This window comes from Blastococcus sp. HT6-30, from assembly GCF_039729015.1.
In the GTDB taxonomy this organism is placed as follows: domain Bacteria; phylum Actinomycetota; class Actinomycetes; order Mycobacteriales; family Geodermatophilaceae; genus Blastococcus.
The window spans coordinates 2,611,299-2,634,945 of record NZ_CP155792.1; the positions used below are offsets into that span (position 1 = coordinate 2,611,299).

Below are 23,647 nucleotides of genomic sequence, written 5' to 3' on the forward strand. Positions count from 1 at the left end.
GCCGCCGGACCGGCCGCCCGGCAGACTGGGCCGCGTGGACTGGCTGCGCGTGCTGCTCGCCGTCGCCGGTGGTCTCCTGCTGCTCTGGCTGCTGGCGCTGGCCCTGCTGTGGCGCGACCGCCCGGACGGGCTGACCGTGCGTGACTCGCTGCGCCTGCTGCCCGACCTCCTGCGGCTGGTGCGCCGCCTCGCGGCCGACCGGTCGCTCCCCCGCGCGGTGCGCGTGCGCCTGTGGCTGCTGCTCGCCTACCTGCTGTCGCCGGTGGACCTGGTGCCCGACGTCGTCCCGGTGCTCGGCTACGCCGACGACGTGGTCGTGACGGCGTGGGCGCTGCGCTCGGTGGTCCGCCGGGCCGGCGACGACGCGCTGGTGCGGCACTGGCCCGGGGAGGCGGCGGGGCTCGCCGTCGTCCGCCGGCTGGCCGGCCTCACCCCTCCGCCCTCACCGCCCGGGTGAGGTGCGGCGCGAGGTCGCCCCGGTCGGCGACGACGACGTCGCCGAGGCCCATCCAGTCCGCCATGAGGCGCAGCTCGGCGGCGAGCGCCTCCGCCACGATCCCGGGGTCGGCGTGCTCCTCGGCGTGCGCGGCCTGGACGCGCAGCACCCCGGTTCGCCGGTCCGCCTTCAGGTCCACCCGCGCCACCAGCCGGTCACCGAGCAGGAACGGCAGCACGTAGTAGCCGTGCACCCGCTTCGCCGCGGGCGTGTAGATCTCCAGCCGGTAGCGGAACCGGAAGATCCGCTCCACCCTCGGGCGCTCCCACACCAAGGAGTCGAACGGGCTCAGCAGGGCACGCGCCCGGATCCACCGGGGACGCCGGGCCGCCGGGTGCAGCCACGCGGGGCGCCCCCAGCCGGCCACCTCGACCGGCAGCAGCTCCCCGGCGTCGGCCAGCTCGATGATCGCGGCCCGGGCGTCGGCGGGGGTCAGCCGGAAGTAGTCGCGCAGATCGGTCTCGGTCGCCACCCCCAGCGCCCGGGCAGCGGTGCGGACCAGCTCGCGGACCGCGTCGGCGCGCGCCGGGGTGGGGGCGTGCAACACCTCGGCGGGCAGTACGCGCTCGGGCAGGTCGTAGACGCGTTCGAAGCCGGCGGTCCGCGCGGTGGCGGTGAGCGCGCCGGTGAAGAAGAGGTACTCCAGCGCGGCCTTGCCGGCGTGCCAGTTCCACATGCTGCCCGGGCGGTTCGGCCGCTCCCCCTGCAGGTGGCTTGCCTTGAGCGGGCCGTCGGTGCGGACCCGCTCCAGCAGCGAGGCCACGTACTCCGGCCGCTCGCGCTGGACCCGGATCATCGACCCCCACGCCTCCTGCTCGGCGGCGGCCATGCGCCAGCGCAGGAAGGGGTGCAGGTGGACCGGCAGGAAGGAGGCCTCGTGCGCCCAGTACTCGAACAGGTCGTGGCGCCGGTTGGACAGCGCGTCCAGAGCGGCCCGCGGATAGGGGCCCAGCCGGCTGAAGGCGGGCAGGTAGTGCGACCGGGACAGCACGTTCACCGAGTCGATCTGGACGACGCCGAGCCGATCGGTGAGCCGGCGCAGCTGCCGGATGCCCGCCGGTGCGGCCGGTCGGGGCACGGCGAACCCCTGGGCGGCCAGCGCGATGCGCCGGGCCAGCGCGGCCGGCAGCCGTTCGACGGGGCTCACGTCCGCCGATCCTCCCCGTCCGGTACGAAGCCCGCCGAGCCGGCCCGCGCGGCCTACGCTGCCCGGGTGACCTCGGATCTCCCCTTCCCACGACGCACGGGGTCCGCGGACGTCTCGGTGCGGGCGGCCCGGCCCGGCGACGCCGCCGCCATCGCGCGGGTCCAGGGCATCACCTGGCGCACGGCCTACCGCGCCGTGCTGCCCGCCGAGATCCTCGACGCCTGGGACGAGCCGGCCGTCGCCGCCTCGTGGCAGGCCGCGGTCACGTCGCCACCTTCCACGTCCCACCGGGTGCTGGTGGCCGTCGAGAAGGACGTCGTCGTGGGGTTCGCCGCGGTCGCCGTCGGCGCCGGCGTGGGTGAGGTGACCACCCTGCTCGTGGAGCCCCGTTGGGGCAGGCGCGGGCACGGCAGCCGGCTGCTCGCCGCCGCCACCGACCTGGCGGCCGCCGACGGCGCCCGACGCCTCGAGGTGTGGCTGGCGGAGTCCGACCGGGCGTCGGCGGACTTCTACGAGTCGGCCGGCTGGGCTCCCGACGGGTGGGCGCGGACGCTGGACACCGGAGACGCACCGCTGCGGGAACTGCGCTGGTACACCGTCCTGGACGACGAGGAGGGAAGCAGACCGTGAGCTTCGCCGGCTTCCCCGACGAGGGACTGGTCTTCTACGAGGGCCTCGAGGCGGACAACTCCAAGGTCTACTGGACGACGCACAAGGCCGACTACGACGCCTGCATCCGCATCCCGATGCAGGCGCTCGTCGACGAGCTCGCGCCCCAGTTCGGCGCGGGAAAGCTGTTCCGGCCGCACCGCGACGTGCGGTTCAGCCGCGACAAGACCCCCTACAAGACCCACCAGGGTGCGGTGGTGAACCCGGCGGGTCGGGGAGCGGGCGCCTGGTACGTGCAGGTCGACGCCGACGGGCTGATGGTCGCGGGCGGGTGCTGGCGGCTGGAGTCCGACCAGATCGCCCGCTACCGGCGGGCCGTCGCCGACCCCGTGCAGGGCCCCATGCTGGCGGCGGAGGTCGACCGTCTCGCGGCGTCGGGCTGGGAGATCGCCGGCGATCGGCTCGTCCGCGTGCCCGCCGGCTACTCCTCCGACGACGAGCGCATCGACCTGCTCAAGCACAAGGCGCTGCATGCCACCCGCCGGCGGACACCCGGGGACTGGCTGCACACCCGCGAGGCGCTGCAGCGCGTACAGCAGTCCTGGCGGGAGCTGGAGACGCTCAACGCCTGGCTGGCCCACAACGTCGGCGCCACCACGAAAGACCCGCGTCCCCACCGCTGACCGCGCGCCCCCGCCTGAGGCCGGGCGCGGCCGCGACGAGGCAGCGGGCAACGCACGAAGGGGCCCCAGCACGGATGCTGGGGCCCCTTCGGGAATGGTTGTCCGGCGGCGTCCTACTCTCCCACCCCGTCTCCAGGGCAGTACCATCGGCGCTGAAAGGCTTAGCTTCCGGGTTCGGAATGTGACCGGGCGTTTCCCTCTCGCCATGGCCGCCGTAACTCTGTGAACCTGTCGAACCAACTGGTTCGTGCGTTCAGAACCGCACAGTGGACGCGTAGCAAAATTTGTGACCCTGACCTGTCACAGACCCCGATGGATGCGGGTGTGTGTGGTCAAGCCCTCGGCCTGTTAGTACCGGTCAGCTCCACACCTTGCGGTGCTTCCACTTCCGGCCTATCAACCCGCTGGTCTGGGGGGGCCTTACCCGGTTGACCCGGTGAGAGACCTCATCTTGAAGCGAGCTTCCCGCTTAGATGCTTTCAGCGGTTATCCCTGCCGAACGTAGCTAACCAGCAGTGCACCTGGCGGTACAACTGGCACACCAGAGGTTCGTCCGTCCCGGTCCTCTCGTACTAGGGACAGCTCTTCTCAAGTCTCTTACGCGCGCGGCGGATAGGGACCGAACTGTCTCACGACGTTCTAAACCCAGCTCGCGTACCGCTTTAATGGGCGAACAGCCCAACCCTTGGGACCTACTCCAGCCCCAGGATGCGACGAGCCGACATCGAGGTGCCAAACCATCCCGTCGATATGGACTCTTGGGGAAGATCAGCCTGTTATCCCCGGGGTACCTTTTATCCGTTGAGCGACACCGCTTCCACATGCCGGTGCCGGGTCACTAGTCCCAGCTTTCGCTCCTGCTCGACCCGTCGGTCTCGCAGTCAAGCTCCCTTGTGCACTTGCACTCGACACCTGATTGCCAACCAGGCTGAGGGAACCTTTGGGCGCCTCCGTTACATTTTGGGAGGCAACCGCCCCAGTTAAACTACCCACCTGACACTGTTCCTGATCCGGATCACGGACCGAGGTTAGACATCCAATTCGACCAGAGTGGTATTTCAACGGCGACTCCACGAACACTGGCGTGCCCGCTTCGCAGTCTCCCACCTATCCTACACAAGCCGAACCGAACACCAATATCAAGCTATAGTAAAGGTCCCGGGGTCTTTCCGTCCTGCCGCGCGTAACGAGCATCTTTACTCGTAGTGCAATTTCGCCGAGCCTGTGGTTGAGACAGCTGAGAAGTCGTTACGCCATTCGTGCAGGTCGGAACTTACCCGACAAGGAATTTCGCTACCTTAGGATGGTTATAGTTACCACCGCCGTTTACTGGCGCTTGAGTTCTGAGCTTCGCACACCGAAGTGCACTAACCCGTCCCCTTAACGTTCCAGCACCGGGCAGGCGTCAGTCCGTATACATCGTCTTACGACTTCGCACGGACCTGTGTTTTTAGTAAACAGTCGCTTCTCACTGGTCTCTGCGGCCACCCACCGCTGCCCACCGCAAGGATGTTGACAGTAGATGGCCCCCTTCTCCCGAAGTTACGGGGGCATTTTGCCGAGTTCCTTAACCACAGTTCGCTCGATCGCCTCGGTATTCTCTACCTGACCACCTGAGTTGGTTTGGGGTACGGGCCGCTCGGAACTCGCTAGAGGCTTTTCTCGGCAGCATAGGATCATCCAATTCGCCTCATTCGGCTATGCGTCGGGCCTCACCCTGTGTGCGACGCGGATTTACCTACGTCACGGGCCACACCCTTGCACCGGTACTACCACTCACCGGTAGGACTACCTTCCTGCGTCACCCCATCGCTTGCCTACTACCAGTCCGGGTCCCCAGCTCCACCGGATTACCCACAAGTGGGCGCACCGGCTTCGGTGGGTTAGCATCGCTGGGTTCAGCATGGGCGTTCCTTCGCGGGTACGGGAATATCAACCCGTTGTCCATCGACTACGCCTGTCGGCCTCGCCTTAGGTCCCGACTCACCCTGGGCGGATTAGCCTGGCCCAGGAACCCTTGGTCTTCCGGCGGGGAGGTTCTCACTCCCCTCTCGCTACTCATGCCTGCATTCTCACTCGTGTGGCGTCCACGGCTGGATCACTCCGCCGCTTCCACCGCCACACGACGCTCCCCTACCCATCCACACACCTGGCTTTAAGCACCCCGAAAGGCACCAGCGGGCGAACGTGTGAATGCCACGGCTTCGGCGGTGTGCTTGAGCCCCGCTACATTGTCGGCGCGGAACCACTTGACCAGTGAGCTATTACGCACTCTTTCAAGGGTGGCTGCTTCTAAGCCAACCTCCTGGTTGTCTCTGCGATCCCACATCCTTTTCCACTTAGCACACGCTTAGGGGCCTTAGCCGATGATCTGGGCTGTTTCCCTCTCGACTACGAACCTTATCGCCCGCAGTCTCACTGCCACGCTCTCACTTACCGGCATTCGGAGTTTGGTTGACGTCAGTAACCTTGTGGGGCCCATCGGCCATCCAGTGCTCTACCTCCGGCAAGAAACACGTGACGCTGCACCTAAATGCATTTCGGGGAGAACCAGCTATCACCGAGTTTGATTGGCCTTTCACCCCTACCCACAGCTCATCCCCCAGGTTTTCAACCCTGGTGGGTTCGGTCCTCCACGCGGTCTTACCCGCGCTTCAACCTGGCCATGGGTAGATCACTCGGCTTCGGGTCTAGAGCACGCGACTCAAACCGCCCTGTTCGGACTCGCTTTCGCTACGGCTTCCCCACACGGGTTAACCTCGCCACGTACCGCTAACTCGCAGGCTCATTCTTCAAAAGGCACGCAATCACCCCAGCCCCGAAAGGCTTGAAGCTCTCACGGCTTGTAGGCACACGGTTTCAGGTACTATTTCACTCCCCTCCCGGGGTACTTTTCACCTTTCCCTCACGGTACTTGTCCGCTATCGGTCACCAGGGAGTATTCAGGCTTAGCGGGTGGTCCCGCCAGATTCACACCGAATTTCACGGGCTCGGTGCTACTTGGGAAACAAGCTCGGGAGAGACTGAGTTTTCGTGTACGGGGCTATCACCCTCTACGGCGACCCCTTCCAGAGGCCTTCCACTAACACAAGTCCTTTATGACTCCCTGCACCCCCGGCAGAGGATGCTGAACTGTCCCACGACCCCGACCACACAACGCCCTACTATCACATGCGATCGGTTTAGCCTCTTCCGCTTTCGCTCGCCACTACTCACGGAATCACTGTTGTTTTCTCTTCCTGTGGGTACTGAGATGTTTCACTTCCCCACGTTCCTCCACACGCCCTATGTGTTCAGGCGCGGGTCACACCACATGACTGGTGCGGGGTTCCCCCATTCGGAAATCCTCGGATCAACGCTCGGTTGACAGCTCCCCGAGGCTTATCGCAGCCTCCTACGTCCTTCATCGGCTCCTGGTGCCCAGGCATCCACCGTGTGCCCTTAACAACTTGGCCACACAAAAATCCCGCCCCACACCCCCGGAAGGAAATGATGAGACGGGCCTACAAACTCGAAACTCTGCTAATCAGAGTCAGAAGATGCTCGCGTCCACTGTGCAGTTCTCAACGTACGACCAGCCACCCCCACACCATCCCCGCCAGACCCACCCACCCCACACAAGGGACACGGTGACGGTACGAGAACCAGGAGGCCCTGACACGAAGAAACGGACCAACCCGCTCCCTCAGGACCCAACAGCGTGCCTACGACCAACCCACCCCTCCCACCCCGTTCCCCACACCCACCCCATCCCGAAGGACAGAGCAGACGCCGTACTAGGAGCAGCAGCAGCTGCCTACCGAACTGGTCAGCGTTCCCCTCGAGCACCACCCCAGGAACTGTGCAGCCCACCGGTAGTGGCGGACCGTCATGCCCTGAGCGCGGCTCTGGACCACCCCACAGGGACGCGGCCAGTGCTCCTTAGAAAGGAGGTGATCCAGCCGCACCTTCCGGTACGGCTACCTTGTTACGACTTCGTCCCAATCGCCGATCCCGCCTTCGACGGCTCCCTCCACAAGGGTTGGGCCACCGGCTTCGGGCGTTACCGACTTTCGTGACGTGACGGGCGGTGTGTACAAGGCCCGGGAACGTATTCACCGCAGCGTTGCTGATCTGCGATTACTAGCGACTCCAACTTCATGAGGTCGAGTTGCAGACCCCAATCCGAACTGAGACCGGCTTTTTGGGATTCGCTCCACCTTACGGTATCGCAGCCCTTTGTACCGGCCATTGTAGCATGTTTGCAGCCCTAGACATAAGGGGGGGGGCATGATGATTTGACGTCATCCCCACCTTCCTCCGAGTTGACCCCGGCAGTCTCCTATGAGTCCCCACCATCACGTGCTGGCAACATAGAACGAGGGTTGCGCTCGTTGCGGGACTTAACCCAACATCTCACGACACGAGCTGACGACAACCATGCACCACCTGTGCACGGCCCTTACGGACCCACCATCTCTGGAGGATTTCCGTGCATGTCAAGCCTAGGTAAGGTTCTTCGCGTTGCATCGAATTAAGCAACATGCTCCGCCGCTTGTGCGGGCCCCCGTCAATTCCTTTGAGTTTTAGCCTTGCGGCCGTACTCCCCAGGCGGGGCGCTTAATGCGTTAGCTGCGGCACGGAGACCGTGGAATGGCCCCCACACCTAGCGCCCAACGTTTACGGCGTGGACTACCAGGGTATCTAATCCTGTTCGCTCCCCACGCTTTCGCTCCTCAGCGTCAGTTTCGGCCCAGAGACCCGCCTTCGCCACCGGTGTTCCTCCTGATATCTGCGCATTTCACCGCTACACCAGGAATTCCAGTCTCCCCTGCCGAACTCAAGTCCGCCCGTATCGACTGCAGGCCTGAGGTTGAGCCTCAGGTTTTCACAGCCGACGCGACGAACCGCCTACGAGCTCTTTACGCCCAATAATTCCGGACAACGCTTGCACCCTACGTATTACCGCGGCTGCTGGCACGTAGTTGGCCGGTGCTTCTTCTGCAGGTACCGTCACTCTCGCTTCGTCCCTGCTGAAAGAGGTTTACAACCCGAAGGCCGTCATCCCCCACGCGGCGTCGCTGCGTCAGGCTTCCGCCCATTGCGCAATATTCCCCACTGCTGCCTCCCGTAGGAGTCTGGGCCGTGTCTCAGTCCCAGTGTGGCCGGTCACCCTCTCAGGCTGGCTACCCGTCGTCGCCTTGGTAGGCCACTACCCCACCAACAAGCTGATAGGCCGCGGGCCCATCCCCAGCCGATAAATCTTTCCACCACCAGACCATGCGGCCAGCGGTCATATCCGGTATTAGCCCCAATTTCTTGGAGTTATCCCAGAGCCAGGGGCAGGTTGCCCACGTGTTACTCACCCGTTCGCCACTGATCCCCGCAAGCGGAGTTCACCGTTCGACTTGCATGTGTTAAGCACGCCGCCAGCGTTCGTCCTGAGCCAGGATCAAACTCTCCGTAGATGATCTGATCGCAGCTGAGAACCGAGAGCTGACACTCTCGATATCAATCAACCAAAGGAATCCCAGCCGGCCCGAAGACCGGCACGGGGTATTACTTGGCACTGACTTTCGGCACGCTGTTGAGTTCTCAAGGAGCGGACGCGCAGACACTCGACCCTTCCGGGCCTCGTCCCTGGCTGGATGTCCAACTCTACGCCGGTTTCCAGCAGCCCGTCGAGCGGGGGCTGGTCCGGCGGCCCTTCCGGCCGCGCGGCGCAAAAAGAAAGTTACACGCCCCCACCAGCCCCGTGCAACCCGACCCCCGGTGACGCCCGACACGTCCCCGCCGCCCGCCCGACACCCGTCGTTCACACAGCCGGGAGCGGGTGGTCAGAGGCCCAGGAAGCTGTCGATGCCGACGGTCAGACCCGGGCGTAAGCCGATCTCCCGGACCGCCAGGAGGACACCGGGCATGAACGAGGCCCGGTCGTAGGAGTCGTGCCGCAGGGTCAGCGTCTCCCCGCGGCGCCCAGCAGCACCTCCTGGTGGGCGACCAGGCCGGTGAGCCGGACGGCGTGCACGGGAACGCCCTCGACGTCGGCCCCCGGGCACCCGGGAGCTCGTCGGAGGTCGCGTCGGGCGCGGGCGGCAGGCCTGCCGCCCGCCGGGCGGCCGCCACCAGGCGGGCCGTGCGCACCGCGGTCCCCGACGGTGCGTCCACCTTGTCCGGGTGGTGCAGCTCCACCACCTCCACCGAGGGGAAGAAGCGGGCCGCCTCCTGGGCGAAGCGCATCAACAGGATGGCGCCGATGCCGAAGTTGGGGGCGATGACCACCCCGAGGTCGGGCTTGGGCTCGAGCCACTCGGCCACGGTGGCCAGCCGGGCCTCGTCGAACCCGGTGGTGCCGACCACGCAGTGGATGTTGTTGTCGATGCAGAACCGGATGTTGTCCATGACGACGTCCGGGCGGGTGAAGTCGACGACCACCTGAGCGCCGGCTGTCGGCCACGTTGAACAGCCAGTCGCCGTCGTCGACCATGGCCACGAGCTCCAGGTCGTCGGCGTCGCTCACCGCCTTGACCACCTCGGTCCCCATCCGTCCGCGGGCACCGAGCACGCCCACGGGGATCAGCGAGGACTCGGGGTCGGTGGAGCCGGGCTGCAGGTGGGGGCGCTGGTGGTCACGCGGTCAGGTTTCCCGGCCGACGGCCACGATGCAAGACAGCCCCACGGATCAACGTGCCCGGCGGGCGCCCCAGGCCCAGAGCACCAGGCCGACCGCGACGCCGGCGAGGTCGGCGGCGCCGTCGGCCACCGACGCCGAGCGCGCGAGCGGCGTCAGCCCCTGGACCAGCTCGCTGCCCACCGCGTAGAGCGCGAGCGCCACGGCGAGCAGCGTCCGGGCGACGCCACCACCGACCCGTGAGCGCCAGACCGGCGAAGACCAGCAGGTGGACGACCTTGTCGACGCCCGGTGGCGCCGAGGGCACGCCCGACCCGGGGGCGAACAGCACCACGAGTGACACCGCGAGGGCGACGGCGAACACGGCCCGGGCCAACGCCCCGCCCACCGTGTGCCCCCGCCCCTCAGAGCCGGTCGAGGTCGGACTCACGATAGGGGCCGACGACGGCCAGGCAGGTCTCCTGGCCGAACAGCTCCGCCGCGACCGACCGGACCTGCCCCTCGTCCACACCGTCGATGCGCGCCAGCACGTCGCGCACCGGCACGTACTCGCCGTAGGACAGCTCGCTCTTCCCGAGGCGGCTCATGCGGGAGCCGGTGTCCTCCAGCCCGAGCACCAGCCCACCCCGCAGCTGGCCCCGCGCCCGGGCGACCTCCTCGGCGGTGAGCCCGTCGGCCGCCACCCGGCCCAGCTCCTCCCGGACCAGCCGCAGCACCTCGGGCACCCGCTTCTTGGAGCAACCGGCGTAGACGGAGAAGGCCCCAATACCGGCGTAGTGGGTGAGCGCCGAGCCGACGCTGTACACGAGCCCCGCTTTTCGCGGATCTCCTGGAACAGCCGCGAGCTCATGCCGCCACCGACGGCCGCGTCGAGGACGGCGGCCGCGTAACGGCGCTCGTCCTGCCGCCCCATCGCCGGCGTGCCGAGCAGCAGGTGCGTCTGCTCGGTCCGGCGGGGGATGAGCCCGACGGGCCGCGCGGGGCGCACGAGGTCGACGTCCCCGTGCGCAGCGGCGCGCGCCGCGCCGGGCTTAGCCAGCCGCTCGCCGAATGCGGCGGTGACCAGTTCGAGCACCCGCTGGTGGTCCACCCGGTAAGCGGCGGTGACGACGATCGAGGGCATCGCGTACCGGGAGCGGTACCAGCCGTCGACGTCGTCGCGCGTGAGCCCCTCGATGGACTCGATAGTGCCGAGGACCGAGCGGCCGAGCGAGGTGTCGCCGTACAGGGTCTCGGCGAACAGGTCGTGCACGGCGTCGGAGGGCTCGTCGTCGCGCATGGCGATCTCCTCGAGCACCACCGTGCGCTCCGCCTCCAGGTCCGCCGCGGTGTTGGTCGCGTCGGTGACCAGGTCGGCCAGGAGGGTCACCGCGAGGGGCAGGTCGCTGGCGAGCACGTTCGCGTAGTAGCAGGTGTGCTCCTTGGCGGTGAAGGCGTTCATCTCACCGCCGACGGCGTCCATGGCCGTCGCGATATCGAGCGCGCCGCGCGACGTCGTCCCCTTGAACAGCAGGTGCTCGAGGAAGTGCGACGAGTTACCACGGCCGGCGTCTCGTCCCGCGAGCCCACGCCCACCCAGATGCCGAGGGTTGCCGACAGCACACCCGGCATCGTCTCGGTGAGCACCCGCAGGCCCCCGGGGAGCTCGGTGCGTTCCACCCGGCCCCGACCTCGTCGAGGTCGAGCAGCGCGGTCGTCCCTACGGGAACCGGGGCGGGTGCGTCAGCACCCGCCCCGGCCCGGATCAGATCAGTCGTGGTCACTCACCCGCAGGAGCGGCCTCGGCCGGAGCCTCGGCGGGCGTGTCGGCACCCTCGGCGGCGACCGGCGCGAGGCTGATCTTTCCGCGGGCGTCGATGTCGGTGATCTCCACCTGCAGCTTGTCGCCGACGTTGGCCACGTCCTCGACCTTGCCGATGCGCTTTCCGCCACCGAGCTTGCTGATGTGCACCAGCCCGTCCTTGCCCGGCAGCAGGGAGACGAAGGCGCCGAACGGCGTGGTCTTGACGACCGTGCCGAGGAAGCGCTCGCCGACCTTCGGCATCTGCGGGTTGGCGATGGCGTTGATCCGGTCGACCGCGGCCTGGGCCGAGGGGCCGTCGGAGGCACCGACGTAGATCGTGCCGTCGTCCTCGATGGTGATGTCCGCGCCGGTCTCGTCCTGGATCGCGTTGATCATCTGACCCTTGGGGCCGATGACCGCGCCGATCTTGTCGACCGGGATGCGCACCGTGGTCACCCGCGGGGCGTAGGGGCTCATCTCGTCCGGGCCGTCGATGGCCTCGCCCATGACGTCGAGGATGTGCAGCCGGGCCGCGCGGGCCTGGGTCAGCGCACCGGCGAGGACGTCGGAGGGGATGCCGTCGAGCTTCGTGTCCAGCTGGAGGGCCGTGACGAAGTCCTTGGTGCCGGCGACCTTGAAGTCCATGTCACCGAAGGCGTCCTCGGCACCGAGGATGTCGGTCAGCGCGACGTACTCGGTCTTGCCGTCGACCTCGTCGGAGACCAGGCCCATGGCGATGCCGGCGACCGGCGCCCTCAGGGGCACACCTGCGTTGAGCAGGGCCAGCGTCGAGGCGCAGACCGAACCCATCGAGGTGGAGCCGTTGGAGCCCAGCGCCTCGGACACCTGCCGGATCGCGTAGGGGAACTCCTCGCGGTCGGGCAGCACCGGGAGCAGCGCCCGCTCGGCGAGCGCGCCGTGGCCGATCTCGCGTCGCTTGGGCGAGCCCACGCGACCGGTCTCGCCCGTGGAGTACGGCGGGAAGTTGTAGTTGTGCATGTAGCGCTTGCGGCTGACCGGCGAGAGGGTGTCGAGCTGCTGCTCCATGCGGAGCATGTTGAGCGTGGTGACACCGAGGATCTGGGTCTCGCCACGCTCGAACAGCGCCGAGCCGTGCACCCGCGGGATGACCTCGACTTCGGCCGAGAGCGGCCGGATGTCGGTGAGGCCACGGCCGTCGATGCGGACCTTGTCGCGCAGGATCCGCTGGCGGACGACCTTCTTGGTCAGTGCGCGGAAGGCGCCGGAGATCTCCTTCTCGCGGCCCTCGAACTGACCGGCGAGCGCGGCCTTGACCTCGTCCTTGAGCGCGTCGGTGGCCTCCTCGCGCTCCTGCTTGCCGGCGATCTGCTGGACCTGGGCGAGCTTGTCGCCGGCCTGCGCCTCGACGGCGGCGTAGACGTCGTCCTGGTAGTCGAGGAAGCGCGGGAACTCGGCGACCGGCTTGGCGGCCTTCTCGGCAACGGCGGCCTGCGCCTCGCACAGCGCCTTGATGAAGGGCTTGGCCGCCTCGAGGCCCTGGGCCACGATCTCCTCGGTCGGGGCGGGTGCGCCGCCGGCGACCAGCGAGATGGTCTTCTCGGTGGCCTCGGCCTCGACCATCATGATCGCGACATCGCCGTCGGGCAGGACCCGGCCGGCCACGACCATGTCGAAGACGGCGTCCTCGAGCTCGGTCTGCGTCGGGAAACCGACCCACTGGCCGTTGATCAGCGCCACCCGGGTGCCGCCGACGGGGCCGGAGAACGGCAGGCCGGACAGCTGGGTGGACGCGGAGGCGCCGTTGATGGCGAGCACGTCGTAGAGGTGCTCGGGGTCCAGCGACAGGACGGTGATGACGACCTGGACCTCGTTGCGCAGGCCCTTGGCGAAGGTCGGGCGCAGCGGGCGGTCGATCAGGCGGCAGGTGAGGATCGCGTCCTCGGACGGCCGGCCCTCGCGGCGGAAGAACGAGCCGGGGATGCGCCCGGCGGCGTACATCCGCTCCTCGACGTCGACCGTCAGGGGGAAGAAGTCGAACTGCTCCTTGGGCTGGCGGCCGGCCGTGGTGGCCGACAACAGCATGGTGTCGCCCATGGTGACGACGACGGAGCCGGCGGCCTGGCGGGCGAGCCGGCCGGTCTCGAAGGTGATCGAACGGCTGCCGAAGCTGCCGTTGTCGATCACCGCGGTGGCGGTGGTGACCCCGTCCTCGGGGTCGAACTCGGCAGCGATGCTGCCCTGCGTGGTGGGTGCGGACATCAGTCCTTCTCTCTTCGTCGCATACCGCGACGTTCCTCTTGCGGCCCTTCGCGCCGACCTGCGTCCGGGGGCGACCGGTCTTCGATCGAAGCCCTCGGGCGGTGCTGTTCCCCCGCGGGGAGGAAGCGATGCGTCCCGGGGGCCACTACCGAGGACCGGCCCTTCGCGGGGGCGGTCGGCCGGGGCCTGGAGACTCGGACGGCGGGTGCCGTACGAGAGAGGGGACCGTCCCGGATCGATCCGGGAGCGGTCCCCTCGACGTGCTAGCGGCGCAGGCCGAGCCGCTCGATCAGCGAGCGGTACCGGTTGATGTCGGTCTTCGCCAGGTAGTTCAGCAGCCGGCGACGCCGGCCGACCAGCAGGAGCAGGCCCCGCCGGCTGTGGTGGTCGTGCTTGTGCGCCTTCAGGTGCTCGGTGAGGCCGCTGATCCGGCGGGTCAGCATGGCGACCTGCACCTCGGGCGAACCGGTGTCCTTCTCGACCGTCGCGTACTCGGTCATGATCTGCTGCTTCGTCGCGCTGTCGAGCGCCATGGTTCGCCTCCTGGGCGGGTTCCGTGTGGCCCCCGGTCTGACTCACGAGGGCAGGCTTCACACAGCCGTGCACGCACGGCCCCCACGAGACTACCAGCGGCGGTCAGATCCCCAGCACGGTGCGGGTGTCGGCGACGTCCTGGGCCATCGCGGCGAGCAGCCCCTCGACGTCGGCGAACGCGGCCATCGGCCGCAGCCGCTGGGCGAACTCCACGCCCACGTGCTCGCCGTAGAGATCGCCGTCGTAGTCGAGGACGAAGGCCTCCACCGTGCGCCGGCTGCCCTGGAAGGTGGGGTTGGTCCCCACCGAGACGGCGGCCGGGAAACGGTCCCGGCTGGCGCCGCTGCGCGGATCACGGGTGACCAGGTGCCCGGCGTAGACGCCGTCGGCCGGGATGGCCGTGTACGCGGGGGTCTCCACGTTGGCCGTCGGGTAGCCGAGGTCCCGGCCCCGGCGGTCGCCGCGCACGACGACGCCGTCGACCCGGTGCGGCCGGCCGAGGGCGCGGGCCGCGGGCACCATGTCCCCCGCTGCGACGCAGGCACGGATATAGGTCGAGGAGATGGTCACCTCGCCGTCCTCGGAGGAGTCGTTCGCCAGCGGCACGCCCTCGACGGCGAACCCGAACCGGCGCCCCTCCGCGGTGAGGCTCTGCACCGTGCCCGAGGCGCGGTGGCCGTAGGTGAAGTTCTCCCCCACCACCACCTGCGCCGCGTGCAGCCGCTCGACGAGCACCGTGTGGGTGAAGGTCTCCGGCGGCAGCCTCATGAAGTCGGTGGTGAACGGCAGCACGCACATGGCGTCCACCCCGAGCTCGGCGACCAGCTCGGCCTTGCGGTCGAGCGAGGTGAGGATCGCCGGGTGCGAGCCCGGGCGCACCACCTCGGCCGGGTGCGGGTCGAAGGTCAGCAGCAGGCACGGGCGGCGCATCGCCCGGGCCCGCGCCACCGCGGCGCCGATCAGCTTCTGGTGCCCGCGGTGCACGCCGTCGTACATGCCGACGGTGACCACGGTGCGGCCGAGGTCTCCCGGGGTGGCCTCCAGCCCCCGCCAGCGCAGCACGCGACCCGCTCCCGGCCCGGTCAGGAGACCCGGTGCAGCCAGCCGTGGGTGTCGGCCACCCGCCCGTGCTGGATGTCGAGCAGCGTCTCGCGCAACCGCATGGTGAGCGGGCCGGGGGCGCCGTCGCCGATGGTGAAGTCGCCGGTGCGGGCCTTGACCTCGCCGACGGGCGTGATGACCGCGGCGGTGCCGCAGGCGAAGGTCTCGGTGATCGAGCCGTCGGCGACGCCGCTGCGCCACTCCTCGAGGCTGACCTTCCGCTCGGTCACCCGGTGCCCGGCGTCGCGGGCGAGGGTGATGAGGGAGTCGCGGGTGATGCCCGGCAGCAGGGTGCCGGACAGCTCCGGGGTGACCAGCTCGGCGTCGTCGCCGGAGCCGCGGACGAAGAACAGGTTCATCCCGCCGAGCTCCTCGATGTACTTCTTCTCCACGGCGTCGAGGTAGACGACCTGGTCGCAGCCGAGGGCGCTGGCCTGCTGCTGCGGCAGCAGGCTCGCGGCGTAGTTGCCGGCGCACTTGACGTCGCCGGTACCGCCCGGCGCCGCCCGGACGTAGTCCTCGGAGACGTAGACCGACACGGGCTGGACACCGCGCGGGAAGTACGCCCCGGCCGGGCTGGCGATGATCAGGAACAGGTACTCGTGCGCCGGGCGGACACCGAGGAAGGACTCCACTGCGAGCTGGTAGGGCCGCAGGTACAACGTCTGGTCCGGGCCGGTCGGGACCCAGTCGCGGTCGGCGGAGACCAGCGCGTCGACGCCGGCGAGGAAGGCTCCCTCCGGCACGGGCGGCATGGCCAGCCGCTCGGCGCTGCGGACGAAGCGTGCGGCGTTGGCCTCGGGGCGGAAGGTGGCGACGCTGCCGTCGGGCTGGGCGTAGGCCTTGAGCCCCTCGAAGATCGACTGCGCGTAGTGCAGCGCGGCGGCGCCCGGGTCCAGCTGGAGCGGGGCGTACCGGGTGAGCCGGGCGTCGTACCAGCCCCGACCGGCCTCGTAGCGGGCCACGAACATCGAGTCGGTGAAGTAGCGGCCGAACCCGGGGTCGGCCAGCAGACCCTCCCGCTCGGCGGAGGGGCGGCGCATCACGTCCTCCACGACCACCGGCACACCCTCGACGAACATCCGGGACGTGGTTCGGCTGTCGGAGAGCGTGTCGGTCATGGCTCCTACCTGGGCGTGCTGTGACGAGGCGCCGGTCCAGCGGCACGCTGGGTCGGCACCGGCCCCACGGTGTGCGGGACCGGCGCCGTCACAGTAACCCCGGTCAGACCTGGTTCCCCTGGTTGGCCTTCGGCCCGGCGTACTCGAGCACCTCGTAGGTCCACACGTGGGCCGAGTGCGGGGCGGCCGAGGCGAGGGTGTCGCCGCCCCCGTCGTGGGCGCGGTCGAACTCCTGGCTGGACTGCCAGGACTCGTAGGCCTCCTGGCTGCTCCACCGGGTGTAGACCAGGTACTGGTCGGTGCCCTCCACCGGGCGGAGGAGCTCGAACCACTCGAAGCCGGGGGTGCTCTCGACGGCCCCGGCGCGCCCGCGGAAGCGCTCCTCGAACCGCTCCTGCTTGTCCTTCGGCACGGTGATCGCGTTGATCTTCACGACGCTCATGGCCCTCACCTTCCCGGGCCGCCCGGCGGTCAACCGCCGGTGCGCTCGCCGGTCGCGGTCACCTGGGTGGGAAGCCGACCACCACGCGCGCGGTGCGACCGGCGTCGGCGACCAGCGCGGCGAGCCGGCCGTCGGGGCCGACGGCGGCGTGCAGCCCCGCGGCCCCGGTCGCCGCGATGCGCTGGCCGTAGCGCAGCGCCCGCGCCTCCTCGGCCGTGAGCTCCCGGGCGGGGAAGACGAGCAGGGCGGCCTCGGTCAGCCCCAGGGACCCCGCTCCCCCACCGGCGAGCAGCGAGGCCGCGCTGTCCTCCACGCTGCCCGCCTGCGCCACCGCGAACGGGCCGGAGGCGGTGCGGCGGAGGGCGGTGAGGTGCCCGCCCACGCCGAGGACGGCGCCGGCGTCGCGGGCGATGGCCCGGATGTAGGTGCCGGCGGTGCAGTCGACGGTGACCTCGACGTCGACCAGCTCCGGGGCCGGCCGGGTGATGCGGTGCACCTCCAGCCGGTGCACGGTCACCGAGCGCGGCGCGAGCTCCACCGTCTCCCCCGCCCGCACCCGGTCGTAGGAGCGGCGGCCGTCCACCTTCACCGCGCTGACCGCCGAGGGCACCTGCTGCAGCGGGCCGGTCTGCCCGGCCAGCGCGGTACGCACCGCGTCGTCGTCCAGGTGGGCGGCCGAGGTGGTGGTCAGGACCTCCCCCTCCCGGTCGTCGGTGACCGTGGCCTGACCGAGGCGGATCGTGGCCGCGTAGGTCTTGTCGTGCCCGCCGACGTGACCGAGCAGGCGGGTGGCCGCGCCGACGCCGAGGACCAGCAGGCCGGTCGCCATCGGGTCGAGCGTGCCCGCGTGCCCCACCTTGCGCACCGACAACGCCCGCCGCGCCCGGGCGACCAGGTCGTGGGAGGTCATGCCGCCGGGCTTGTCGACCAGCAGGAGGCCGGGAGGCACGTCGGCATCGGGTCGGCGGGGGCTCACGCCCTCACACTCTCAGGCGCCCCCAGCCAGCGGTCACCCGCCATCCGGACGAGGACCGCGACCAGCCGCAGCCCGATGAACAGGGTGAGCCCCGTCCAGATCCCGGCCAGCCCGAGGTCCAGCGGGCCGGCCAGCAGGGACAGCGGCAGGAACCCCGCGAGCGCGGCGGCAATGGTGGTCGTCCGCAGGTAGCCGACGTCGCCGGCGCCCATCAGCACGCCGTCCAGGGCGAAGACCAGCCCGGCCAGCGGCTGGAAGCCGGCCAGGAACCACCAGACGACGGCGGCCTGCGCGAGCACCTCCGGGTCGTCGGTGAACAGCGGCGGCAGCACCTCGCGCAGCGCCAGCAGGACGACGGCCACGAGGCAGCCGGTGGCCAGCCCCCACCCCGCGACCCGCCGGGCGGTCGCGCGGGCCTCGTCGGGACGCCCGCCCCCGAGCGCGTGGCCGACGAGGGTCTGGGCGGCGATGGCGTACGCGTCGAGGACCAGCGCCAGGAAGAAGAAGAACTGCAGGGCGATCTGGTGGGCGCCGAGCGCGGCGGTGCCGGTCCGCGCGGCGGCACCCGCGGCGACGAGGAAGGACAGCTGCAGGACCGACGCGCGGAGCAGCAGATCGCGGCCGATGACCAGCTGCCGCGCGATGGCGCGGGGCCGGGCCCGCCAGGCGGCGCCCTCCCGGAGCAGCGCCCGGACGAACAGGACCGCGGTCAGCGCCTGCCCGGTCACGTTCGCCACGGCGGAGCCGGCCAGCCCGAGCCCGGCCGGGTGCACCAGCAGCGGGCACAGGACGAGGCTGAGGAGGCTGCCGGCGACGACGTAGCGCACCGGCCGGCGGAGCTCCTGCACGCCGCGCAGCCAACCGTTCCCGGCGAGGGACACCAGCAGCAGCGGAGCGCCCAGCGAGGCGATCCGCAGCCAGCCCTCACCCGCCTCGGCGACGGGCCCCGCGCCCCCGGCCAGGGCGCGGGTGAGCGGGCCGGCCAGCAGCTGGAACAGCAGGAGCACCAGCACCCCCAGGACGACGGCGAGCCACGTCGCCTGCACGCCCTCCTCGACCGCACCGGCGCGGTCGCCGGCGCCGGCCCGGCGGGCGGCCCGCGCGGTGGTGCCGTAGGCCAGGAAGTTCAGCAGCGCCGCCGCCCAGGCCAGCAGCCCGCCACCGACGGCGAGACCACCGAGCGCCACGGTGCCGAGGTTCCCGACGACCGCGGTGTCGACCAGCAGGTACATCGGCTCGGCCGCCAGCACGACCAGGGCCGGAAGGGCCAACCCGACGATCGACGGCCCGCGGAGCGGGGGCCGGGGGCCATCCGATCCGGATGCCGGATCCGGCTCAGCGGCGATCGGGGACGACTCCTGGCCGCGGTGCGGTCCGGAGGACCGCGGGGTCATGGTCGGCCGGGGGCGGACATCTCACGGAGCGCGGCGCGCAGGGTGGAGATGGTGGTCTCACGGTCGGCGACGGAGGTGTAGCCGGCGGCCGCGCGGTGCCCACCCCCGCCGAGGGCCATGGCCACCCGGGCCACGTCGGTGGCCCCGCGCGACCGCAGGGAGACCGACCACGAGCCGTCGTCCTGGCCCTTCAGCACGCACGCCACGTCGGCCTCCTGCGCCGAGCGGACGACGTCGACGAGCGCCTCCAGCTGCTCCCCGGGCAGGCCGTGCTCGGCCGCCTCGGCGGTGCTGGACCAGGTCCAGACGAGCCCGGCGCCGACCTGGGTCTCCAGGACGGCGCGGCCGGTGACGACCGACAGGAGCCCCAGCCAGCCGAAGGGCGCGGTGTCGAACAGGCGGCGGCTGATGGCCGCGTGGTCGATCCCGGTCCTCAGCAGGCGGGCCGCCAGCTCGTGCGTCTCGGGTCGGGTGCTGCCGAAGCGGAAGGACCCGGTGTCGGCGGCGAGGCCCGCGTAGAGGCAGGTGGCCAGCTGGGCGTCCAGGGCCACGCCGACGCCGTCGAGGAGGTCGGTCACCAGCGTCACCGTCGCCGGCGCCGTGGGGTCGACCAGCCGGACCCGGCCGAAGCCGGGGTTGCTGGCGTGGTGGTCGACGACGACGGACGTGCCGGCCCGGTCCAGCAGGGGAGCGAGCTCACCGAGCCGCCCCGGGGAGGCCGCGTCGAGGCTGACGAAGACGTCCGGCGACGACGGCACCGAGCCCGAGGGCACCAGGCCCTCCGCCCCCGGGATCCAGCCGAGCGAGGCCGGAAGGGTGAACGGGCCGGGGAAGGTGGCCAGCACGCGGGCGCCACGGCGTCGCATCCCTTCGGCGAGCGCCAGGGTGCTGCCGAGCGCGTCGGCGTCGGGCTGGACGTGGCCGGAGAGGACCACGGTGGCCCGCGCCTGCGCGGCCTCGGCCAGTACCGCGGCAGCCGTGCGGGCGGCGCCCGCCAGGTCGCCGGCCGTGCTGCTGCCCGACGGGATCGCGCGCGTCACGCGCCGGGGTCGGGGTCGGCCATGCGGCCGCCCTGCTGCTCGGTGATGTCCCCGCCGCCCACCGGGTAGCCGGGACCGCCGTCGTCGGGCTCGTCCTCGGCGATGCTCGGCACCTCACCGATCTCACCGTGCTTGCCACCATCGGTGGGGTCACCGGCGTCGGGCACGGGTACGCCACCGAGGACGGATCTGCCCTGGCCCTCGTCGGGCTCGTACGGATCCGGGTCGTTCTCGGTCACAGCGCGCTCCTCGTCTCGACGGCGGCGTCCTCGCCCTCGTCATCTGCAGTTCCGGAGCCGGCCGGATCGCCGGTGGCGTCCTCGTCGAGGTCGTGGTCCTCGTCGTCCTCCGCGGGCTTCCGGTAGGGGTCGGGCTCGCCGGCGTAGCTGGCGCCCTCCCGGGCACGGGCGAGTTCGGCGTCGGCGTGCCGGGCGCGCTCGAGGGCCTCCTCGAGCTCCCGGGCCGTGTCGGGGACGATGTCGGCCACGAAGGTCAGCGACGGGACGAACTTGATGCCCGTCTGCCGGCCGACCGTGGACCGCAGCACCCCGGTGGCGCTGGTGAGCGCCTTGGCCGAGTCGGCGATCTGCGTCTCGTCGCCGTAGACGGTGTAGAACACCGTGGCCTCGCGGAGGTCACTGGTGACCCGGGTGTCGGTGACGGTCACCATGCCCAGGCGGGGGTCCTTGATCTGGGACTCGATCGCGGCGGACACGATCTGTCGGATGCGCACGGCCAGCTTGCGTGCGCGGGCCGGGTCGGCCATCGGACCTCCAGGGATCAGGGCGTCGACGACGCCAGGTGGACAACGGTTCCGCCCCGGGTACCGCACCGAGCTCGCGAGGGTGGGGAGGACGGGGCCCTCTTACGAGCCGTGAGGGCGACGGGGTCATTGGTCGGTGTCGCTGAACAGCTGCCGGTGCGTCGACAGCAGCGTCACCTCCGGCCGCTCGGCCAGCAACCGCTCGCAGGCGTCCAGGACGTCGGTGACCTGGTGGGCCTCCCCCGCCACGGTGGCGACGGCGACCTGCGCACGGCGGTGCAGGTCCTGGTCGCCCACCTCCGCGGCGGCCACGGCGAAGCGGCGCCGCAGCTCGGCCACGATCGGCCGGACCACGGCGCGCTTCCCCTTGAGCGAGTGGACGTCGCCCAGCAGGAGGTCGGCGGTGAGCGTGCCAGTGAACACGCTCACCGCCTCCCTCGTCACCTGCTGGATGGCCCCGTCCAGAGGCTCACGCCGAGCTCGCGAGGCGTGAGGAGGACGGGGTCCTGTTTCAGTCGCGCGGCTTCTCGCGCATCTCGAAGGTCTCGATCACGTCGTCGACCTTGATGTCGTTGAACGACCCCAGGCCGATACCGCACTCGTAGCCCTCGCGGACCTCGGTCGCGTCGTCCTTGAACCGGCGGAGGGACTCCACCGACAGGTTGTCGGCGACCACGGCACCGTCGCGGACCAAACGGGCCTTCGAGTTGCGGACGATCGTGCCGCTGCGGACCAGCGAACCGGCGACGTTGCCGATCTTCGGCACCCGGAAGACCTCGCGGACCTCCGCCGTGCCGAGCTGGACCTCCTCGTAGACCGGCTTGAGCATCCCCTTGAGCGCGGCCTCGATCTCGTCGATCGCCTGGTAGATGACCGTGTAGTACCGGACGTCCACCCCTTCGCGGTTGGCGAGCTCGGTGGCCTGGCCCTCGGCCCGGACGTTGAAGCCCAGGACGATGACGTCGTCGGCCAGCGCGAGGTCGATGTCGCTCTTGGTGATCCCACCGACGCCGCGGTGGATGACCCGCAGCGAGATCTCGTCGTCGACCTCGATCTTCATCAGCGCCTCTTCGAGAGCCTCGACGGTGCCCGAGTTGTCGCCCTTGATGATCAGGTTGAGCTGACGGTTCTCCTTGAGCGCCGCGTCGAGGTCCTCCAGGCTGATCCGCTTGCGCATGGAGGCGTTCTGCGCGTTGCGGATGCGGGCCTGACGGCGGTCGGCGATCTGCCGGGCGACGCGGTCCTCGTCGACGACGAGGAACGTGTCACCGGCGCGGGGCACCGAGGTGAGACCCACGACCTGCACGGGGCGGGCCGGCAGGGCCTCCTTGAGCTTGTTGCCGTGCTCGTCGAGCAGCGACCGGACGCGACCGTAGGCGTCGCCGGCCACGATCGAGTCGCCCTGGCGCAGCGTGCCGCGCTGGACGAGCACCGTGGCGACGGGGCCGCGGCCCTTGTCCAGCTTGCCCTCGATGACCACACCCTGCGGGTCCTGCTCGGTGTTCGCGCGCAGGTCCAGCGAGGCGTCGGCGGTCAGCAGGATCGCCGCGAGCAGGTCGTCGAGACCCTGCCGGGTGATCGCCGAGACGTCGACGAACATGGTCTCGCCGCCGTACTCCTCGGCGACCAGGCCGTACTCGGTGAGCTGCTGGCGGATCTTGGCGGGGTTGGCCCCCTCCTTGTCCACCTTGTTGACCGCGACCACGATCGGCACCTCGGCGGCCTGGGCGTGGTTGAGCGCCTCCACCGTCTGCGGCATGACGCCGTCGTCGGCCGCGACCACCAGGACGACGATGTCGGTGACCTTCGCCCCACGGGCACGCATCGCGGTGAACGACTCGTGACCCGGGGTGTCGATGAAGGTGACCGGCCGCTCGTTGCCGTCGAGCTCGGTGACGATCTGGTAGGCGCCGATGTGCTGGGTGATGCCGCCGGCCTCGCGGGCCACCACGTTGGCGTGGCGCAGGGCGTCGAGCAGCTTGGTCTTCCCGTGGTCGACGTGACCCATGACGGTCACCACCGGCGGACGGGCGGACCAGTCCTCCTCGTCACCCTCCTCGTCACCGAAGGTGAGGTCGAAGGTCTCGAGCAGCTCGCGGTCCTCGTCCTCGGGGCTGACGACCTGGATGTTCCAGCCGATCTCGGCACCGAGCAGCTGCAGCGTCTCCTCGTTGACCGACTGTGTCGCGGTGACCATCTCGCCCAGGTGGAACAGGGCGGTGACGAGCGCGGCCGGCTGGGCGTTGATGCGCTCGGCCAGGTCGGTCAGGGAGGCGCCGCGGGGCAGCCGGACGGTCTGCCCGTTGCCGCGCGGCAGGCTGACGCCGCCCATGCTGGGCGCCGCCATGGAGTCGAACTCCTGGCGCCGCTGCTTCTTGCTCTTGCGGCCGCGGACCGGACCCCGGCCACCGGGACGCCCGAAGGCACCGGCCGTACCGGCACCCGAGCCGCCACGACCGCGGCCACGGCCACCGCCGCCGCCACGGAAGCCACCACCGGCGGGCGCGCCGGCACCGGGGGCACCGCCGCCGCCACCGGGACGGAAGCCACCGCCACCGCCGGGACCGCCCGGACGGCCACGGCCACCGGGCGCGCCGGGACGACCGCCACCGGCCGGCCGCGGCGGCATCATGCCGGGCGACGGGCGCTGCGGCATCATGCCCGGGTTCGGGCGCGGACCGCCGGGACCGGCCGCGGGACGCGGGCC

At 70.2% G+C, this 23,647-nt stretch carries 19 protein-coding genes, 3 rRNA genes and 2 pseudogenes; 3 read left to right on the forward strand and 21 right to left on the reverse strand.

What is annotated here, in order from left to right; genetic code table 11:
• The first annotated feature begins 34 nt into the window (after positions 1-34).
• The gene (locus tag ABC795_RS12565; protein ID WP_347057529.1) at positions 35-457 is read left to right on the forward strand and encodes a DUF1232 domain-containing protein; all 423 of its coding nucleotides are present in this window, start codon (positions 35-37) and stop codon (positions 455-457) included.
• Here the strand turns inward: ABC795_RS12565 and ABC795_RS12570 are convergent.
• Positions 429-1,643 carry a crosslink repair DNA glycosylase YcaQ family protein gene (locus ABC795_RS12570; protein ID WP_347057530.1) on the reverse strand — a complete coding sequence of 405 codons (1,215 nt, stop codon included), beginning with the start codon at positions 1,641-1,643 and terminating at the stop codon, positions 429-431. The genes ABC795_RS12565 and ABC795_RS12570 overlap by 29 nt on opposite strands.
• A gap of 66 nt (positions 1,644-1,709) precedes the next feature.
• Between ABC795_RS12570 and ABC795_RS12575 the strand changes: the two genes are divergently transcribed.
• Positions 1,710-2,273 (forward strand): GNAT family N-acetyltransferase, encoded by a 564-nt coding sequence (locus ABC795_RS12575; protein ID WP_347057531.1) that lies wholly within the window; start codon positions 1,710-1,712, stop codon positions 2,271-2,273.
• Entirely contained in the window at positions 2,270-2,935 is a 666-nt protein-coding gene (locus tag ABC795_RS12580; RefSeq protein WP_347057532.1) for a DUF2461 domain-containing protein, read from the forward strand. Before ABC795_RS12575 ends, ABC795_RS12580 begins: the two co-directional genes overlap by 4 nt.
• A 100-nt stretch (positions 2,936-3,035) precedes the next feature.
• Here the strand turns inward: ABC795_RS12580 and rrf are convergent.
• From rrf to infB, 20 genes and pseudogenes are all read right to left on the reverse strand, one after another.
• Positions 3,036-3,152: ribosomal RNA gene (gene rrf / locus ABC795_RS12585) — 5S ribosomal RNA — on the reverse strand.
• Positions 3,153-3,263: 111 nt separating this feature from the next.
• Positions 3,264-6,390, reverse strand: a 23S ribosomal RNA gene (locus ABC795_RS12590).
• Between the two features lie 470 nt (positions 6,391-6,860).
• Positions 6,861-8,382 (reverse strand): 16S ribosomal RNA (locus tag ABC795_RS12595).
• The 16S, 23S and 5S rRNA genes sit together here, the layout of an rRNA operon.
• 190 nt (positions 8,383-8,572) lie before the next feature.
• On the reverse strand, positions 8,573-9,316 hold the full coding sequence (locus ABC795_RS12600; RefSeq protein ID WP_347060719.1) for a dihydrodipicolinate reductase C-terminal domain-containing protein: 744 nt from the start codon (positions 9,314-9,316) through the stop codon (positions 8,573-8,575).
• Between the two features lie 280 nt (positions 9,317-9,596).
• The gene (locus ABC795_RS12605) at positions 9,597-9,749 is read right to left on the reverse strand and encodes a hypothetical protein (RefSeq protein WP_347057533.1); all 153 of its coding nucleotides are present in this window, start codon (positions 9,747-9,749) and stop codon (positions 9,597-9,599) included.
• 200 nt (positions 9,750-9,949) lie between these two features.
• Positions 9,950-10,132: a hypothetical protein gene (locus ABC795_RS12610; RefSeq protein WP_347060749.1), complete on the reverse strand. Its 183-nt coding sequence runs from the start codon at positions 10,130-10,132 to the stop codon at positions 9,950-9,952.
• Positions 10,133-10,234: 102 nt separating this feature from the next.
• Positions 10,235-10,351 (reverse strand): annotated as a pseudogene (locus ABC795_RS12615) (hypothetical protein); the annotation flags it as partial.
• 53 nt (positions 10,352-10,404) lie between these two features.
• Positions 10,405-11,124: pseudogene (locus tag ABC795_RS12620) on the reverse strand (pitrilysin family protein); the annotation flags it as partial.
• 180 nt (positions 11,125-11,304) lie between these two features.
• Positions 11,305-13,569, reverse strand: a complete 2,265-nt coding sequence (locus tag ABC795_RS12625) for a polyribonucleotide nucleotidyltransferase (protein ID WP_347057534.1) — start codon at positions 13,567-13,569, stop codon at positions 11,305-11,307.
• A 263-nt stretch (positions 13,570-13,832) separates the two neighbouring features.
• Positions 13,833-14,102: a 30S ribosomal protein S15 gene (gene rpsO / locus ABC795_RS12630; protein ID WP_347057535.1), complete on the reverse strand. Its 270-nt coding sequence runs from the start codon at positions 14,100-14,102 to the stop codon at positions 13,833-13,835.
• A 103-nt stretch (positions 14,103-14,205) separates the two neighbouring features.
• Complete coding sequence (locus ABC795_RS12635) at positions 14,206-15,165, reverse strand: bifunctional riboflavin kinase/FAD synthetase (protein WP_347057536.1); 960 nt, start codon at positions 15,163-15,165, stop codon at positions 14,206-14,208.
• A gap of 20 nt (positions 15,166-15,185) precedes the next feature.
• Complete coding sequence (locus tag ABC795_RS12640) at positions 15,186-16,325, reverse strand: branched-chain amino acid aminotransferase (protein ID WP_347057537.1); 1,140 nt, start codon at positions 16,323-16,325, stop codon at positions 15,186-15,188.
• A 103-nt stretch (positions 16,326-16,428) separates the two neighbouring features.
• A complete protein-coding gene (locus tag ABC795_RS12645; protein WP_347057538.1) occupies positions 16,429-16,767 on the reverse strand; it encodes an antibiotic biosynthesis monooxygenase in 339 nt (112 codons plus the stop codon).
• A gap of 58 nt (positions 16,768-16,825) precedes the next feature.
• Entirely contained in the window at positions 16,826-17,743 is a 918-nt protein-coding gene (truB, locus tag ABC795_RS12650) for a tRNA pseudouridine(55) synthase TruB (protein ID WP_347057539.1), read from the reverse strand.
• On the reverse strand, positions 17,740-19,014 hold the full coding sequence (locus ABC795_RS12655) for an MATE family efflux transporter (protein ID WP_347057540.1): 1,275 nt from the start codon (positions 19,012-19,014) through the stop codon (positions 17,740-17,742). Before ABC795_RS12655 ends, truB begins: the two co-directional genes overlap by 4 nt.
• A 119-nt stretch (positions 19,015-19,133) precedes the next feature.
• Positions 19,134-20,177, reverse strand: coding sequence for a bifunctional oligoribonuclease/PAP phosphatase NrnA (locus ABC795_RS12660; RefSeq protein ID WP_347057541.1), 1,044 nt, complete (start codon positions 20,175-20,177; stop codon positions 19,134-19,136).
• On the reverse strand, positions 20,174-20,416 hold the full coding sequence (locus ABC795_RS12665; RefSeq protein WP_347057542.1) for a hypothetical protein: 243 nt from the start codon (positions 20,414-20,416) through the stop codon (positions 20,174-20,176). Before ABC795_RS12665 ends, ABC795_RS12660 begins: the two co-directional genes overlap by 4 nt.
• The gene (gene rbfA, locus ABC795_RS12670; protein WP_347057543.1) at positions 20,413-20,943 is read right to left on the reverse strand and encodes a 30S ribosome-binding factor RbfA; all 531 of its coding nucleotides are present in this window, start codon (positions 20,941-20,943) and stop codon (positions 20,413-20,415) included. The genes ABC795_RS12665 and rbfA overlap by 4 nt, the downstream gene beginning before the upstream one ends.
• 123 nt (positions 20,944-21,066) lie before the next feature.
• Positions 21,067-21,369 (reverse strand): DUF503 domain-containing protein, encoded by a 303-nt coding sequence (locus tag ABC795_RS12675; protein ID WP_347057544.1) that lies wholly within the window; start codon positions 21,367-21,369, stop codon positions 21,067-21,069.
• A gap of 82 nt (positions 21,370-21,451) precedes the next feature.
• Positions 21,452-23,287 carry a translation initiation factor IF-2 gene (gene infB / locus ABC795_RS12680; RefSeq protein WP_347060720.1) on the reverse strand — a complete coding sequence of 612 codons (1,836 nt, stop codon included), beginning with the start codon at positions 23,285-23,287 and terminating at the stop codon, positions 21,452-21,454.
• Between the last annotated feature and the right edge of the window lie 360 nt (positions 23,288-23,647).